Below are 15,431 nucleotides of genomic sequence, written 5' to 3'. Positions count from 1 at the left end.
GATTTTGGTGAGGCGATGAGCGAAATCATTCACTGGGCTGACGTCATCGCAGACAGGATACTCAGAATGAAGGACAGGGTCAGGATAGCCACCGGCATAACGCCGAGCGGGCACATACATCTGGGCAACCTCAGGGAGATGCTCACAGCAGATGCGGTGAGGAGGGCGATCGAGGACAAGGGCGGGAAGGCCGAGATCGTTTACATCGCCGACACCTTTGACCCCCTAAGAAAGCGCTACCCGTTCCTCCCCGAGGAGTACGAGAACTACGTGGGGATGCCTCTCAGCAGGATTCCCGATCCTGAGGGCTGTCATGACAGCTATGCGGAACACTTCCTCCAGCCCTTCCTCGAGTCCCTCGATATCCTCGGAATTCCCGTTACGCTCAAGGAGGCACACAGGATGTACGAGAGTGGGGAGTACAGGGAGATGACCGTGAAGTCGCTCGAGAACAGGGACAGGATCGCTGAGATACTCAGGGAGGTCTCGGGAAGGGAGGTTGAGGAGGGCTGGAGCCCCTTCATGCCCCTATGCAAGAACTGTGGGAGGATAAACTCCGCGAGGGTTACGGGATTTGACGGGAAGAAGGTCTCTTACAGGTGCGATTGCGGGTATGAGGGTGAGAACGACATAACCGAGGGGAAGCTCGTCTGGAGGGTTGACTGGCCCGCAAGGTGGGGCATCCTCGGGATAGACGTTGAGCCCTTCGGAAAGGATCATGCTGCTGCTGGAGGGAGCTACGACTCGGGCAAGAGGATCGCGAGGGAGGTGTTCGGAATAGAGCCACCTTTCCCTATCGTTTACGAGTGGATCCACCTGAAGGGCAAGGGAGCGATGAAGAGCTCGAAGGGCATTGTGGTGCCGGTCAGGGAGATGGTAGAGGTTCTGCCCCCCGAGATAGTCAGGTACATAATCATCAGGAGCAAGCCCGAGAGGCATATCGAGTTCGACCCGGGCATAGGTCTGCTTGACATGATCGACGAGTTCGAGGACGCCTACAGAAAGGGAGACAGGAGCGTGGAGCTGTCTCTTGTTGGAGACGTCACCTACTCAGACGTCCCGTTCAGGCACCTGATAGTAGTCGGGCAGATCGCTGAATGGGATGTGGACAGGGTTCTGGAGATACTGGCGAGGAATGGCCATGACATCAACGATGAGCTCAGGAGGGACGTGGAGAGGAGGCTGAAGTACGCGAGGGCGTGGCTTGAAAAGTACGCCCCGGACAACCTGAAGTTCAGGGTCAAGAGCAGGGATGAGATAACCTCCGAGTTCAGCGAGGAGGAGAGGAGGTTCCTGAGGGCGTTTGCTGAGAAACTGGAGGAGGGCATGAGCGCTGAAAGGATACACAAGCTGGTTTACGATGTCGCAGGAGAGGTGGGCATAAAGCCCGCGAAGGCTTTTCAGGCAATCTACAAGGCGATTCTCGACACCAAGCACGGGCCGAGGGCAGGCTACTTCCTGCAGTCCTTGGGTGTGGGTTTCGTCAAGAAGAGGTTCGCCGAGATATGAGGTTCAGGAGAATTGAGGGCGGGAGCTACTACTCCTACCTCACCGAGGGGTGCAGGCTCTGCAGGATGGGGGCAAAGATGGTTCTGTTCGTCACCGGAAAGTGCCCCCACGCCTGCTACTACTGCCCGATCTCCGAGGAGAGGAAGGGAAGGGATGTTGTGTACGCCAACGAGAGGTTCGTTGAAAGCATTGACGACGTTGTGGATGAGATACTCTCAATGTCTGCAGAGGGGGTAGCAATAACGGGAGGAGAGCCGCTTGCGAGGCTTGAGAGGGTCAGGGAGTATTTAGAGGTTTTTTCCCATGCAGGACTCCACACCCACCTTTACACGAGCATCCCCGCAGAGGACAAAATCCTTGAGAAGCTCGCCGAGAGCGGGCTTGACGAGATAAGGTTCCACCCGCCGGGACTGGAGAACGTGAGGGCCTACGAAAGGCCGCTCTTAAGGGCCAGATCACTTGGAATGGAGGCTGGCTTCGAGATCCCTGCTCTGGAGTTCAGGGATGATGTGGTGGAGGTCGTCAATTCCGCAGATGCGTTTCTGAACGTCAACGAGCTCGAGTTCTCAACATCGAACTTTGAGGAGCTCGAGAGAGCTGGGTGGAAGCCCGGGGAGTTCTTCGAGGCGGAGAAAAGCAAGGAGATAGCGGACATGTATGCTGGGAGGGTTGAGAGGTTCCACTTCTGCAGCGTGAGGTTCAAGGAGATCGCCCAGTTCAGGAGGAGGCTCATAAGGATGGCATTCAACCTTCCCGAGTTCTACAGGGTGACGTCCGAGGGGACGGTCATCTGCGGGCTCGTGGAGGGGGACAAGGAGGAAATCAGAAAAGTCTTAATTCAGATGGGTGCCGAGTTTGTAGAGGTTGAGGAGGGTTTCGAGGTTCCGGTTGAGGTTGCTGAAAATCTGAGCAGCTCGTTTGACGCGTCGCTTATCGAGAGGTATCCGACGCACGACAGAACTATCTTGGAAAAACATCCGTTGAGGTGAGGAAGTGAAGGTGGAAGAGATTGAAAAAAGGCTCAGGAAGTATCTGGAGAGGGACAGGAGTGGCATCAGAAAGACGCTCATAGGAATACTTCTCGATGGCAACAAGTACACGACTGAGGAGCTCCACAGGAAGCTGAGTGAGAACGGCTACGAGCTCAACCCGAGGGGAGTATCGGCAATGGTTGGTCTGATGAGCGCGAGGCTTGGCATTCTGAAGGTGGAGATGGGTGAGAAAAACAGGTACTACCTGAAGAAGGAGTATGAGGGTCTGGTTAGCTCAATTCTGAGGGAGTATGATAAGTAAGGTTTACGAGCTGCTACTGCTCAGGAGGGTCAGGAGGGGGGAGATACCGAAGCACATAGCCATCATTATGGACGGAAACAGGAGGTACGCGAGGAGGAGGGGGCTTCCGGTCTACATGGGCCACTTCTTCGGCTCGAGAAAGGCCGAGAAGGTTCTGGAGTGGTGCAGGGAGCTTGGTGTGAGGACTGTCACGCTCTACGCGTTCTCGACAGAAAACTTCAGGAGGGACGAGGAGGAGAGGAGGCACATATTCGAGCTGTTCAAGAAGGAGATCAGAAGGCTCCTGAATGATCCGAGAACCCACAGGGACAGGATGAGGGTCAGGGTCGTGGGCAGGAGAGACCTGCTGCCGGATGACGTTCTCGAGGCTATAGAGGAGGTTGAGAGGGAGACCGCCGGCTACGACAGCTACTACCTGAACATAGCATTTGCATACGGGGGCAGGCAGGAGATCGTTGATGCGGTTAGGGCACTGCTCAGGGACGTCAGGGACGGGAAGGTCAGGCCTGACGAGATTGACGAGGCTCTCTTCTCCAGATACCTCTACTCCGATAACGGTTATGAGAGGGTAGACATTCTCATAAGAACTGGCGGGGAGCAGAGGCTCTCCAACTTCCTGCCGTGGCAGAGCGCGGGAAGCTTGACCTATTTTGTGGATGTTTACTGGCCGAGTTTCAGGAAAATAGACCTTTTGAGGGCGATAAGGACGTGGCAGGGTCTGAGGGCGAGGTATTATAAACATCCTGCGTGAGGTGGTGGTCATGGACACAAGGCTGAAGTACGAGTTTAGGAGAAAGCTCGAGGAGCTCGAGAAGTACAAGGGCAGGGGTACCGAGCTGATCACCCTTTACATTCCTCCCGATAAGAATCTGGCTGATGTTGCATCCCAGCTCAGGAACGAGTTAAGTCAGGCTCAGAACATAAAGTCCAAGCAGACGAGGACCCACGTGATGGCGGGGCTTGAGGCGATCCTCCAGAGGCTTAAGTACTTCAGGAAACCTCCGGAGAACGGAATGGTGATAATCAGCGGCGTAATCGACCTTGGAGGGGGAAAGGAGAAGCACATAACCGACATCATCGAGCCACCAGAGCCAGTCCCGCTTTACAAGTACCACTGCGACTCCACCTTCTACCTCGAGCCCCTCAAGGAGATGCTGGTGGAGAAGAAGGTCTACGGGCTCATCGTGCTGGACAGGAGGGAGGCGACCATAGGCATCCTGAGGGGCAAGAGGATTGAGGCTCTTGCTTACGCGACATCAAACGTTCCCGGAAAGCACAGGCAGGGTGGACAGAGCAGCGTGAGGTTTGAGAGGCTGAGGGAGATAGCCATCCACGAGTTTTACAAGAGGGTGGGCGAGAAGGCGAGCGAGGCGCTGCTGCAGTACAAGGATGATCTTATGGGCGTGCTGATAGGCGGGCCATCCCCAACAAAGGAGGAGTTCTACGAGGGCAACTACCTGCACCACGAGATCCAGAAGAAGGTCATAGGGCTGTTCGACGTGAGCTACACGGACGAGAGCGGGCTTTACGAGCTGGTTGAGAAGGCGAGCGACGCTCTGCAGGAGCTCGACATAATGAGGGAGAAGAAGATTATGAACCGCTTCTTGAAGGAGGTCGTCAAGGATGGCGCTGCAGCCTACGGAGAGGACGAGGTGAGGAAGTACCTCAGCATGGGGGCTGTGGACACGCTGCTGATCTCCGAGGATCTGAGGTACGAGAGGGTCAAGTACCGCTGTCCTGTGTGTGGGGAGGAGAAGGAGGTGACGATAAAGGAGAACACGAGCAGGGACATGGTCTGCGAGAAGGACAACGTCAAGATGGAGGAGGTGGAGAGGAGGGACGTCATCCTCGAGCTTGCAGAGCTTGCCGAGGCAGGTGGGGCGAAGGTGGAGTTCATCTCCTCGGATTCAGAGGAGGGAGCGATGCTCAAGAACGCGTTTGGTGGTATAGCTGCGATACTCAGGTTCAAGCCAGAGGGATGGTAGATGTTCAGGGTCTTTTACCGCGAGGTTAAGAAGGCGACGGGGATCGAGGACAGGTTTCTGAGGGAGAGTGAGCACGCAGATCTCGCCTCGACCATCGCCTTCAAGCTCGCGAAGGAGAGGAGGAAGAAGCCCCAGGAGGTTGCTGAGGAGCTCATCGAGGAGTTTGAGATCTATGGGGACTACATCGGGAAGATCGAGGTTGTTAACGGGTACATCAACTTCTTCGCAAGCCCCGAGTTTTTTGAGGACACGATCAACGCGATTCTGGATGAGGACTACAGGTACGGGGCGCTCAGGCTGGGTGGAGAGGTTCTCATAGAGCACACCTCCGCAAACCCGGACGGGCCTTTGCATGTGGGCCACATAAGGAACTCCATAATTGGAGATACGCTGGCCAGAATTCTCAGGAAGGCTGGCGTCAAGGTCGAGACCCAGTACTACGTGAATGACATGGGCAGGCAATCAGCAATGGCCGTTCTCGGGGTGAGGAGGTATGGCATCGGAGAGGGCAAGCCCGACCACGAGGTCGCAAAGGCCTACGTGAGGATAAACGCCGATGCTGAGAGGGATGATGAGATTGACAGGCAGGTAGAGGAGCTGATGGTCGCCTACGAAAGAGGGGACGAGGAGGTGGTCAGGGAGTTCAGGAGCGTCATTGAGAAGGCTCTCGAGGGGATAAGGGAGACGCTCGGGAACCTGAACGTGGAGCACGACAGCTACGTGTGGGAGTCCGAGTTTGTGAGGAACGGCTACGTGGACAGGATATTCGAGATGCTCGAGGAGAGGGGGCTCCTCATCAAAGATGACGTTTACAGGATCGACATGAGCAGGTTTGGCTATGAGAAGGATCTCATACTGAAGAGGGAGAACGGAACAACCCTTTACGTGACGAGAGACCTCGCCTACCACCTCTGGAAGAACGAGAACTACGAGAGGTTCATGAATGTTCTCGGAGCAGATCACAAGCTCATAGCCAGCCAGCTCTCAGACGTTTTGAAGGCCCTCGGCCTTAAAGCGCCTGAGATCGTGTTCTTCGAGTTCGTCTCTCTTCCGGAGGGATCAATGAGCACGAGGAAGGGCAAGTTCGTTTCTGCAGACGAGCTCATAGAGAAGACGGTGGAGGAGGCGAGGAGGATTCTCGCCGACAGAGACTTCAGCGAGGAGGAGAAGGAGCACGTCGCAAAGGCTGTTGCCGTCGGAGCGTTGAGGTACGACTTCGTCAGGGTGTCGCCGGAGAAGCCAATGACGTTCGACTGGAGGAAGGCGTTAGACTTCGAAAGGCAAACGGCCAGCTACATCCAGTACACCCACGCGAGGGCGTGCAGCATAATGCGGAAGGCCGTGGAGATGGGCTATGCAGACCTCGACTTCAACTCAGCGATGATGGACGGTGTGGAGAGGGAGCTCATCCTCCTGCTGTCCAAGTTCTCGTTTGTGGTCGAGAAGGTTGTTGAGAGCCTGAAGCCAAACATCTTCGCGGAATACCTGATGGATGTTGCGGAGAAGTTCAGCGACTTCTACCACAGGAACCCCGTGATAACTGACGACAGCGAGCTGAGGATGCACAGGCTCGCCATAGTTGATGCAACGAGGATAGTGCTGAGGAACGGCCTCGAGCTTCTGGGCATCGAGCCGCTGGAGAGGATGTGATTGCAGGTTCAAGAGGCTTCGGAGTTCTACAGGGAGGAGTTCAAGGACTCCCTGCTCTACAGGACTCTGGCAGACGAGGAGAGGGACGAGGACCTGAGAAAGGAGTTTATAAGGATCCACGCAATAGAGGCGAGGCATGCTGACTTCTGGAGGAGGTTTCTGGAGAGGAGAGGTGTCAGGCCGGAGAGGGTCAGGGTCGGCAGGCTGAGTCTCTGGTTCGTGAGACTGCTCAGAAGGATAAGCCCCGCCCTTACATCCTCTCTCCTCGAGTTCAACGAGATGAGCGCGATAATCAGGTACTACGACTTCTACAGGGCCTACGACCTGAGCGAGGAGGAGAGGGAGGAGCTCAGGGAGATCATCGTGGATGAGATCGAGCACGAGAAGTTCTTCTCGGGAAAGAAGAGGCTTTTCGGAGCAGAGAACGTCAGAGATATGGTTCTCGGCATAAACGACGGACTCGTGGAGATTCTTGGTGTTGTTACGGGATTGTCTGCCGTGTACGTCACGAGGCCAGACCTCGTGGGGATGAGCGGGCTTGTTGTTGGGGTTGCCGGAGCACTTTCGATGGCCTCAGGCTCGTTCATCTCCGTTCGATCCCAGAGGCAGGTCAACGAGACGAGGGTGAGGCTGAAGGCGATCCTCAGGGAGCTGAGGGCCGAGAGCATCGAGGTTGAGGAGGTGAAGGAGAGCGAGCTGAAGTCTGCGCTTTACACGGGCATCGCCTACCTCTGCGGGGTTGCGCTGCCTGTGGCTCCGTACTTCCTTGCCGAAACAACCGCCGAGGCCCTTCCAATATCCCTCCTCCTCTCCGCAGCGCTGCTGGTGTTCGTGGGCTCTCTGATATCTCTCCTGTCCGGGATATCTGTCAAGAAGAAGGCACTGGAGATGCTTGTTGCCGGAATGGGGACAGCTTTCCTCAGCTACCTGTTCGGAACCCTGATAGCTTCGCTCTTCCACGTGCCCGTTCAGTAGTTGTGCACGACCCTGTAGTGATCCGGCCTCGGGCAGTACAGCTCTCCCTTCTCCCTCATCTTTATCAGCAGGTCTCTCGTCTTCAGCTTGTCTATTCCCTGCTTCTCGGCCTCCTCGAAGATCACCTCTTCCGGCACGCCCTTCTCGTACTCCTTCTCCAGCTCCTCGACTATCCTCTTGATGGTCATTATCTTGTCCCTCTGGCTCTTTGAGGTGCCCGAGAATGCGTAGTCTATGTCAATCTCCCCCGTCTCCGGATCGAGGGCGATCTGCTCGAGGCTCTTCCTGATTATCCTGATAACCCTCTCAACGTCCTCAAGCTCTATCCTGTCGCTGAGCCTTATTCTCGCTGAAGCTTCAGCAAGCCTGATCAACGCTTCAAGCTGCCTCGCCGTCACGGGGACCGGAGAGTCCTCCTTGGCCTTGCTCCTCATCCCCACGTAGAATTCGATTATTCTCTTCTCCGCTTCGTCGGTCAGCACGGGGAACACGGTTCTCTTGGCGTAGGCAATGTACTTCCTGAGGAGATCCGGGTCGATCACCGGCACGACCTTCTGTATCTCTCCCTCGAGGCTCTGTCTGGTGTACTCACTCGCCACGTTCCTCATCTTCTCCAGCTTCTCTCCCAGCTTGTGGGTCTGGAGTATGTGCTTCGCCAGCTCCGTGTCCCTTGCCGGATCGGGATCGTCGGTGAGGACGAAAATTAGGTCGAATCTCGACATGAGGGTTGGAGAGAGGTTTATCTGCTCAGCAATTGGAGAGTAGCGGTCGAACCTGCCGTATTTCGGGTTGGCAGCTCCGAGCAGCGCGCACCTCGCTTTAAGCACCGCGTTAATTCCGGCCTTGGCGACGCTGATGGTCTGCTGCTCCATCGCCTCGTGCAGGGCAGACCTGTCCTCTGGCCTCATCTTGTCAATCTCGTCAACAAGGGCAATACCCTTGTCCGCAAGGACGAGCGCTCCTGCCTCGAGCGTCCACCTGCCGTCCACCTCATCTCTAACAGCAGTTGCCGTAAGGCCGGCAGTCGTGGTTCCCTTGCCAGTGGTGTAAACGCTCCTCGGGGCTATTCTGTGCACGTATCTGAGAAGCTGGGACTTCGCAACTCCCGGGTCTCCGACGAGCAGGATGTGTATGTCTCCCCTGATCTCCGTGCCGTCGGGCAGCCTTTTGGGCACACCTCCGAAGAGCTGCAGAGCTATCGCGAGCTTTATGTCTTCGTATCCGTAGATGGACGGGGCTATGCTCTTGATTATTTTTTCATAAATCCTCTCGTCCTCGCTCAGCTCGAGTATCCTCTTCTTGTCCTCCTCAGTTATCTCGAACTCCTCGTACTCCTGCTGGAGTATCTCGATGGAGTTGCCCTCGATGTAGAGGTCCATGTGGACGAGCTTCTTCTGCCCCTGCCCCCTTGGGTTGGCCCTCACTATTCCGTTTATCACCACCCTGTCTCCCGGGTTCACTATGCCGGTTATGTCCCCCTCCAGATACACGTCGATGCTCTGGGGCTGCTCTCCACCTTTCAGGTTCTCGGGGTACTCCTGAATCTTAATGCGCTGGCTGTCAACGAGCACGCTCTCCTCAGGCAGAAAAACGAACCTCTTCGACTTGCACGCGGGGCACTCGTAGGGTGTTTTGATCTTGCTCTCCTCTTGGTACACTCTCACCTTCTTCCCGCAGTGGCTGCACACGAACGCAGCCTCGACGATCTTGGGCCTCACCTCGGTTACCTTCCTCACGATGCCTTCAATTGAGATGAACCTCGAGATGTGCTCGGCCCTCAGGTCTCTGATGAGAGTCCTCCTCGAAACCGGAAGGTTCACGAATCTGGGCGTGCAGTTTTCGAGCTTCACGTCGTAGATGTTGTCCGTCAGGGATATGCCGTTCTTTGCATCCTCTATGACCTGATCAGGATAGTTGAACAGCTCTTCTGCTAAAACACCCTCCCTGAAGAGGGCGAGGTGAGAGAGAACATCAACGTATATGCTTTTCTCAGTCCCGTCTCCCGTGGAGATCTTTCCGGCGATCTTGTTGAGCTCTCTCTCATAGTAGTTCTGGAAAAACTCCCTCCAGACGTTGGGACTGCTGAGCATGGTCATTCATGTAGGTTTTGGGTTGGGGAATAATAAGGGTTTTGGGTGGATCGATAGTAAATAAAAACACGGTATGTCTCAAAACCTCGCAATGTGTTTACGGGTGAGTGTATATCGCCCTGACCTCTTCTCCAGCCTCCTCAACCCGGCAGAAGGCGTATCTCTCAAACTGCACAACTCTGTTCACAGCGCTCCTCACATTCTCCTCAACAAGCCCCTCTACCTTCCCCTCCGGAGTGAGAACCTCGCACTTCAGAGCCTGAGACTCAGGAAGCCAGTGGATTATGCTTCTGCCCTTCCTCGCAGTTTCGACCTCATCTCCCGCGTAGCTCGCCTTTCCATCCTCCCCTATCCTGATGTTGCAGAACCCCTTCAACCTGACTTCCTTCCCCTTAAAGTTCTCGAAGTCGTCCCTTGTTATGTAAACAGCTCTCTCTCCTTTCAGCTTTCTCACTCCCGCATCTCTTGACGGGTGCAGTGGGAGTTCAACCTCCGCAAAAGAGTCCAAACCCTCGATTTCAATCCTCACAGGGTTCCAGACGAAAAAGTACCTCTCCGCAATTTCATCGACAATCTTCCTGTTTTCAGCGTAAAGGTTCTTCAGGCTCACGCTGACATCGTTTTCCCCAACTCCGAGCGATAGGAAGAATTTTCTTATTGCTCTGGGCTCAAAACCCCTCCTGCGGAACGCCCTGATGGTCGGAAGTGCCGGATCATCCCAGCCCGAGTAAACGCCCTCCTCTATCTTCTTCCTGATCTCGCTGGTGGAGAGCTTTCCGAACTCGTGGATCTTTATCCTCCCCCAGTGCCTTACCACAGGGTACTCCCAGCCGAAGTATTCGTAAATGTACCTCTGCCTCCTCTCCGAGTCCGCCAGATCCTTGCCCCTGAGGATGTGCGTAACTCCAAGGACGTGGTCCTCAATGGCCGACTCAAAGTCGAGGGTCGGGTAAACCACGTACTTGTCTCCAACAAGGGGGTGATCCGAGAAGATTATTCTGAACGCCACCCAGTCCCTGACAGCCGGATCCTTATGGGCCATGTCGGTCTTTATCCTGAGCACGGCCTCTCCTTCCGCATACTCCCCGTTCAGCATCCTCTCCCAGTCCTCCAGATTCTCCTCCGCACTCCTCTCTCTGTGGGGGCATGCCACTCCAGAGTCCTTGTACTGCTTGAACTCCTCCCTCGAGCACCTGCACACGTAGGCGTGGCCCATTTCTATGAGCCTGACGGCATAATCGTAGTACATGCCGATCCTCTTGGACGCGTAAACCACCTCATCCGGCCTTGCATCAAGCCACTCACAGTCCTCAAGGTACCAGTCGTATGCCTCGAGCAGAGGCCTTTTAGTCCTCGGATCAGTGTCGTCAAATCGGAGGATGAACTTTCCGTCATACATCCTCGCGTACTCGCTGTTCACGATTATGCCTCTCGCAGATCCGAGGGTTGGCGGGCCGTTGGGGTTTGGAGCGAATCTCATCACAACCTTTCCATTCTCCGCGTTGGGCAGGGGGGGAAGCTGGTAGTCCCTCCTGACCTCCTTCTTTTCCTCAGCGTACCTGCTGAACAGCTCCTCCTTCTCTGCATCGCTCAGGCTTTCGAACTCGGCGATAACCTGTCTTATCCTCTCGAGCACCTCCTTGGCGTTTTTTCTGAGCTCTGGGTTCTCTGCCAGAACCTTGCCGATCACCGCCTTCTCGTTCGGCTTTCCGTACTTTTTGGCATTGAGAACCACATGCTTCCAGATCGCCTCATCCATCAGTAATCCCTCTCAATGAGGTAGTCAGCAAGCTCAAGAAGGTGGGACTTTGCCGGAGTGTCATCGAGCACGTCAAGCTGAGACTTAGCGAGCTCTATGTACTCCCTCGCCTTGTTCCTCGCGTAATCAACAGCCCCGCAGTCCACGAGCTTCCTTATGTCCCTTTCGAGCTCCTCCCTGCTCGCCTTCCCCTTTCCGAACGTCTCGAGCTCGACCCCCTGCTCGAACGCCTTGATGACTATCAGCGTCTTCTTCCCCTCAACAATGTCGCTTCCCCAGTCCTTCCCGATCTTGTCCTTTCCGGTTATGTCGAGCAGGTCATCGTGAATCTGAAAGCCTATTCCCGAGTAGATGCCGTAGTTCCACAGGGCCTCTTCCACCTCCCTGCTCTCACCGAAGAGTATTGCCGGAATTGAGGCTGATATGCCTATGAGCACCCCCGTCTTCTTCCTGACCATCTCTATGTACTCGCTCTCGCTCACATCATTTCTCTCCTCAAAGCTCATGTCCATGTACTGCCCCTCGCATATCTCCACGCAAACCCTCGCCAGCTTGCTCACCGCCCTGACGACGTTGCTTGGCTCCGCATCGCTCTTTGCCAGAATCTCAAAGGCCTCTGCATAGAGCGTATCTCCGGCAAGAATTGCCGTTGGAATGCCGTAGAGGGTGTGGACGGTCTTAACTCCCCTCCTCATCTCGTCCTCGTCCATTATGTCGTCGTGTATCAGGGTGAAGTTGTGGATCGTCTCTATTGCGATTCCTGCATGCAGGACTTTCCTGCTGTCCCTTCCGAGCGCCTCTGCGGCTATCAGCGTTATTACAGGCCTGAGCCTCTTCCCTCCTGCCTTCAGGTAGTGCCTCGTGGCCCTGTAAAGACCCTCAGGCTCGTTTACGGTGAGAATCCTCTCAATCTCCCTGTTGACAATTTCAGCCTTCTCCCTTATGACGTCAGAAATCATGGAACCTCCTCCTCACGAACTCAAACAGGTCAAACTCCCTGAACGAGATCCACTCCTTCAGGAGTCCGTGGACGAAAATGTGGGTTTTGTGAAGGTCGTAAACGTGAGAACATCCTGTCAGGAAGAGGGCCTTCCTCATTCCCTCCACGAAGAACTCGATCTTCCTCTCAACCTCCTCGTGCCCCATCATCGCGGGCTTCAGGAATGGAAGCGCGGAGCTGGCAATTTTTGCCCCGAGAGCTATCGCCTTTGCGGCATCTATCCCGCTCCTTATACCCCCAGTGGCTATGACGGGAAGCACGTCATGGCAGTCCACTACAGAGAATGCGGTTGGGATCCCCCAGTCCCAGAAGCTCTTCGCAACCTCTCTCTTCACGCCATCGTTTATCCTGTACACCTCAACCCCGCTCCAGCTTGTCCCGCCCTTTCCTCCAACGTCTATGGCCTTCACTCCAGCTTCTCTCATGCTGAACGCCACTTCCCTCGAAATCCCGGCTCCGGTCTCCTTCACTATCACTGGCACTTTCAGCTCGCTCGCCACCTCCCTAATAGCCGCATATCCACCTGCAGCGTTGGTGTCCCCCTCAGGCTGGACGATCTCCTGAAGGAAGTTGAGGTGGATGGCTATGGCGTCGGCGTCAATCATCTCTACTGCCTTCTCCGCGTACTCAACGCCCTTTTCTATGATCTGCGGCAGGCCTATGTTGGCGTAGATGAATGCACTGGGAGCATGCTCCCTCACAACGGAGAACGTGTTGGCCACGCTCTCGTCCTCAATTCCCGCCCTCTGGCTGCCGACACCCATTCCAATCCCGGTGTTCTCGACAGCAATAGCCAGATTCTTGTTTATCTCGTACGTGTCGGGGTGTCCGCCCGTCATGGAGGCTATGAGAAAGGGAGCCTTAAGCTTCTTTCCGAGGAACTCAACCTCGAGGCTCACATCATCGTAGCTAACCTCAGGAAGTGAGTTGTGGATGAACATGACGTCTTCAAGACCTGTGTAGCTTGACTCCACGTCCTCGTTCAGGCAGATGTTTATGTGGTCGAGCTTTCTGTTCGACGTGGTCATCTCGGCAAAATACACGCCCAGTTTTAAAAAGGTTTGTTGTGTCGCCAGCCCATTTCGAAGAGGTTCTGCGGGATTGGGCTCAGCGATTCCCAAAAAAGAAGATGGGAGATAAGGTTCAGTCGAAGCTGTGGAGCTGCGGGAGAGTTGAGAGCTTCAGTGGAGACCCGAATGTTCTGTCTCCGGCATCTCCAAGCCCGGGGAGGATGTAGCCGTCCTCGTTCAGCTCTCTGTCGACCTTGGTAACGAAGATCTCCACCTCGGGGAACTCCTTCTTTATCCTGCTTATTCCCTCAGGTGCGGCGAGAACTCCGAGCACGATTATCCTCTTGGGGCTTCCGTACCTCTTGACCTCCCTGAGCACCTCTATTAGGGTGGAGCCTGTTGCTATCATCGGGTCTGCTATTATGACCGTGTCCTCTTCCCTTATCTGGGGGATCTTGATGTAGTTCATCTCCACCCTGAACTCAGGGGCCTTCCCCCTGACGGCGGAGACTATCCCGATCCTCGCGTGCTCGAACACCTTGACGAGCCCCTCCATAAGGGGAACGGCAGCCCTGAGAACCGTTATTATGACCACGTTTCTTCTATCCACCACAACTATCCCGTCGGTCTCTTCCAGAGGTGTTTCGATCCTCCTCTTCTCGAACTCCATGGTCTTTATGATCTCGTAGCCCATGAACCTGCCCAGCTTCACGAGCCCTTTTCTGAACCCTATGGAGTCTGTTTCTCTGTCTCTCAGCTCGGTCAGAACCTCCATGAGGTACGGAGAGTCCTCCATCGTGTAAACTCCTTCCCACCTCTCATCCTTAATCATACAATCACCTCAGTATCTGATCAAGAACTATCGCCGTTAGGGCTCCAACGGCCATTCCGGACTCGAGTATGCTCGCCACTATCTTCGGGAAGTGCGCGAGGAACTCCTGTGGGAGCTGGGGCGCTCCAAGTCCGACTATCAGCGCGCTGGCAATTATCAGCATGTTCCTGTCATTGAGTTCGACCTTGTCCTTTATAAGCCTGAGCCCGGTGACGCTGATCATACCGTAGAGCGCGATTGTCAGTCCTCCGAGAACGGGCTGGGGAATGGAGGCGAGAATTCCTGAGAACTTGGGAAACATCGAGATCGCGATGAGTATCAGCCCGCCGATCTGCACCACCTGCCTGCTTGCCACCTTCGTCAGCGCCACCAGCCCTATGTTCTCAGAGTAGCTCGTCGTTCCGCATGCTCCGAATATTCCGGCGATTGAGCACGCTATCCCCTCACTCATTATTCCCCTGTTGATGTGCCTGTTCGTAATCGGAGCCTCTGATATGGCAGAGATCGCGTGGTAGTCCCCAACGCTCTCGATTATGCTGACCATAAACGCGAAGAGGAGCGTTATTATGGCGTAGGCCTCGAAGGTCGGCATCCCCCATGGAAGGGGCCTCGGAACGTTGAAGGCTGGAAGCTCACTGACGAGTGTAAAGTCGGCCATCCCGAGAGCTATGCTGACCACGTAACCCACAACCGCTCCCACTATCACGGGCATCGCTCTCAGAGCACCCTTGGACTTCAGCGCCACTGCAACGGTCACGGCGAAGGTTACCAGCGCTATCAGAACGGCCTTTGGTATGCTCGCTCCACTGGGGTCGGCGAAGAAGTTGAATGTGTACTTCACAGCAACGTGGGCGAGGGAGAAGCCTATGAGCATTATCGTCACTCCGGTGACGACCGGAGAGAACAGCTTCTTGAGCTTGCCCACTATGCCGAAGCCACCGAATACTGCCTCCACAATTCCTCCTGCAATCAGAGCTCCCTCAACAGCCGCAAGGCCACTCGAGCTGCCGATGCTTATGAGGCCCGGGATGAAAGCGAAGCTCGACCCCTGAACTATAGGATACCTCGAGCCTATCGTCGTCTGGAGTATGGTCGCTATGCCCATAGCCAGAAGCACAACCTGAATCAGAAGGGCGATGTCCTTCTGGCTGAGCCCTATCGCGTTTCCGACGACAAGAGGAACCGTGATCGTCGCCCCAAACATCGCGAGAACGTGCTGAAAACCGAGAACCACTGCTCTGCTGTACGGTAACTTATCCTCGACACCAACTCTTACGCCATTCATCCTACCGCCCCTCTTAGGTTCTCGGTTTGTTAAAAAATGTTTT

At 55.2% G+C, this 15,431-nt stretch carries 13 protein-coding genes; 7 read left to right on the top strand and 6 right to left on the bottom strand.

Annotated elements, in window-relative coordinates:
* Positions 1–15 precede the first annotated feature (15 nt).
* Genes lysS through GAH_RS10840 form a run of 7 tightly spaced genes read left to right on the top strand, consistent with a single transcriptional unit; the run spans position 16 to position 7,412 of the window.
* Positions 16–1,509 carry a lysine--tRNA ligase gene (gene lysS / locus GAH_RS00355; protein WP_048094169.1) on the top strand — a complete coding sequence of 498 codons (1,494 nt, stop codon included), beginning with the start codon at positions 16–18 and terminating at the stop codon, positions 1,507–1,509.
* A complete protein-coding gene (locus GAH_RS00350) occupies positions 1,506–2,498 on the top strand; it encodes a radical SAM protein (protein ID WP_048094168.1) in 993 nt (330 codons plus the stop codon). Before lysS ends, GAH_RS00350 begins: the two co-directional genes overlap by 4 nt.
* Before the next feature lie 4 nt (positions 2,499–2,502).
* Positions 2,503–2,802: a DUF2551 domain-containing protein gene (locus GAH_RS00345; RefSeq protein WP_048094167.1), complete on the top strand. Its 300-nt coding sequence runs from the start codon at positions 2,503–2,505 to the stop codon at positions 2,800–2,802.
* Positions 2,792–3,553: a polyprenyl diphosphate synthase gene (uppS, locus tag GAH_RS00340; protein WP_048094166.1), complete on the top strand. Its 762-nt coding sequence runs from the start codon at positions 2,792–2,794 to the stop codon at positions 3,551–3,553. The genes GAH_RS00345 and uppS overlap by 11 nt, the downstream gene beginning before the upstream one ends.
* Before the next feature lie 10 nt (positions 3,554–3,563).
* Positions 3,564–4,787 carry a peptide chain release factor aRF-1 gene (prf1, locus tag GAH_RS00335; RefSeq protein ID WP_048094165.1) on the top strand — a complete coding sequence of 408 codons (1,224 nt, stop codon included), beginning with the start codon at positions 3,564–3,566 and terminating at the stop codon, positions 4,785–4,787.
* Entirely contained in the window at positions 4,788–6,437 is a 1,650-nt protein-coding gene (gene argS / locus GAH_RS10845; protein ID WP_048094164.1) for an arginine--tRNA ligase, read from the top strand.
* Complete coding sequence (locus GAH_RS10840) at positions 6,438–7,412, top strand: VIT1/CCC1 transporter family protein (RefSeq protein ID WP_048094163.1); 975 nt, start codon at positions 6,438–6,440, stop codon at positions 7,410–7,412.
* Here the strand turns inward: GAH_RS10840 and GAH_RS00320 are convergent.
* From GAH_RS00320 to GAH_RS00295, 6 genes are all read right to left on the bottom strand, one after another.
* Positions 7,406–9,508: a minichromosome maintenance protein MCM gene (locus tag GAH_RS00320; protein ID WP_156967338.1), complete on the bottom strand. Its 2,103-nt coding sequence runs from the start codon at positions 9,506–9,508 to the stop codon at positions 7,406–7,408. The genes GAH_RS10840 and GAH_RS00320 overlap by 7 nt on opposite strands.
* Positions 9,509–9,599: 91 nt before the next feature.
* Positions 9,600–11,261, bottom strand: a complete 1,662-nt coding sequence (locus tag GAH_RS00315) for a glutamate--tRNA ligase (protein ID WP_048094162.1) — start codon at positions 11,259–11,261, stop codon at positions 9,600–9,602.
* Complete coding sequence (locus tag GAH_RS00310) at positions 11,261–12,220, bottom strand: polyprenyl synthetase family protein (protein WP_048094161.1); 960 nt, start codon at positions 12,218–12,220, stop codon at positions 11,261–11,263. The genes GAH_RS00315 and GAH_RS00310 overlap by 1 nt, the downstream gene beginning before the upstream one ends.
* Positions 12,210–13,289: a type 2 isopentenyl-diphosphate Delta-isomerase gene (fni, locus tag GAH_RS00305; protein WP_048094160.1), complete on the bottom strand. Its 1,080-nt coding sequence runs from the start codon at positions 13,287–13,289 to the stop codon at positions 12,210–12,212. Before fni ends, GAH_RS00310 begins: the two co-directional genes overlap by 11 nt.
* A gap of 115 nt (positions 13,290–13,404) precedes the next feature.
* A complete protein-coding gene (gene upp, locus GAH_RS00300; protein ID WP_048094159.1) occupies positions 13,405–14,103 on the bottom strand; it encodes a uracil phosphoribosyltransferase in 699 nt (232 codons plus the stop codon).
* 4 nt (positions 14,104–14,107) lie between these two features.
* On the bottom strand, positions 14,108–15,388 hold the full coding sequence (locus tag GAH_RS00295; protein ID WP_048094158.1) for a uracil-xanthine permease family protein: 1,281 nt from the start codon (positions 15,386–15,388) through the stop codon (positions 14,108–14,110).
* Positions 15,389–15,431: the final 43 nt, after the last annotated feature.

It is taken from the genome of Geoglobus ahangari (genome assembly GCF_001006045.1).
Taxonomy (GTDB): Archaea; Halobacteriota; Archaeoglobi; order Archaeoglobales; family Archaeoglobaceae; genus Geoglobus; species Geoglobus ahangari.
This window is presented reverse-complemented; position numbering and strand designations above follow the sequence as displayed.

Excerpts from the sequence above, each read along its gene's own strand:
- GAH_RS00320 (WP_156967338.1), bottom strand. The coding sequence starts at position 9,508 with ATGACCATGCTCAGCAGTCCCAACGTCTGGAGGGAGTTTTTCCAGAAC.
- lysS (WP_048094169.1), top strand. The coding sequence starts at position 16 with ATGAGCGAAATCATTCACTGGGCTGACGTCATCGCAGACAGGATACTC.
- GAH_RS00295 (WP_048094158.1), bottom strand. The coding sequence starts at position 15,388 with ATGAATGGCGTAAGAGTTGGTGTCGAGGATAAGTTACCGTACAGCAGA.
- upp (WP_048094159.1), bottom strand. The coding sequence starts at position 14,103 with ATGATTAAGGATGAGAGGTGGGAAGGAGTTTACACGATGGAGGACTCT.
- prf1 (WP_048094165.1), top strand. The coding sequence starts at position 3,564 with ATGGACACAAGGCTGAAGTACGAGTTTAGGAGAAAGCTCGAGGAGCTC.
- GAH_RS00310 (WP_048094161.1), bottom strand. The coding sequence starts at position 12,220 with ATGATTTCTGACGTCATAAGGGAGAAGGCTGAAATTGTCAACAGGGAG.
- GAH_RS00315 (WP_048094162.1), bottom strand. The coding sequence starts at position 11,261 with ATGGATGAGGCGATCTGGAAGCATGTGGTTCTCAATGCCAAAAAGTAC.
- GAH_RS00350 (WP_048094168.1), top strand. The coding sequence starts at position 1,506 with ATGAGGTTCAGGAGAATTGAGGGCGGGAGCTACTACTCCTACCTCACC.
- uppS (WP_048094166.1), top strand. The coding sequence starts at position 2,792 with ATGATAAGTAAGGTTTACGAGCTGCTACTGCTCAGGAGGGTCAGGAGG.
- fni (WP_048094160.1), bottom strand. The coding sequence starts at position 13,289 with ATGACCACGTCGAACAGAAAGCTCGACCACATAAACATCTGCCTGAAC.
- argS (WP_048094164.1), top strand. The coding sequence starts at position 4,788 with ATGTTCAGGGTCTTTTACCGCGAGGTTAAGAAGGCGACGGGGATCGAG.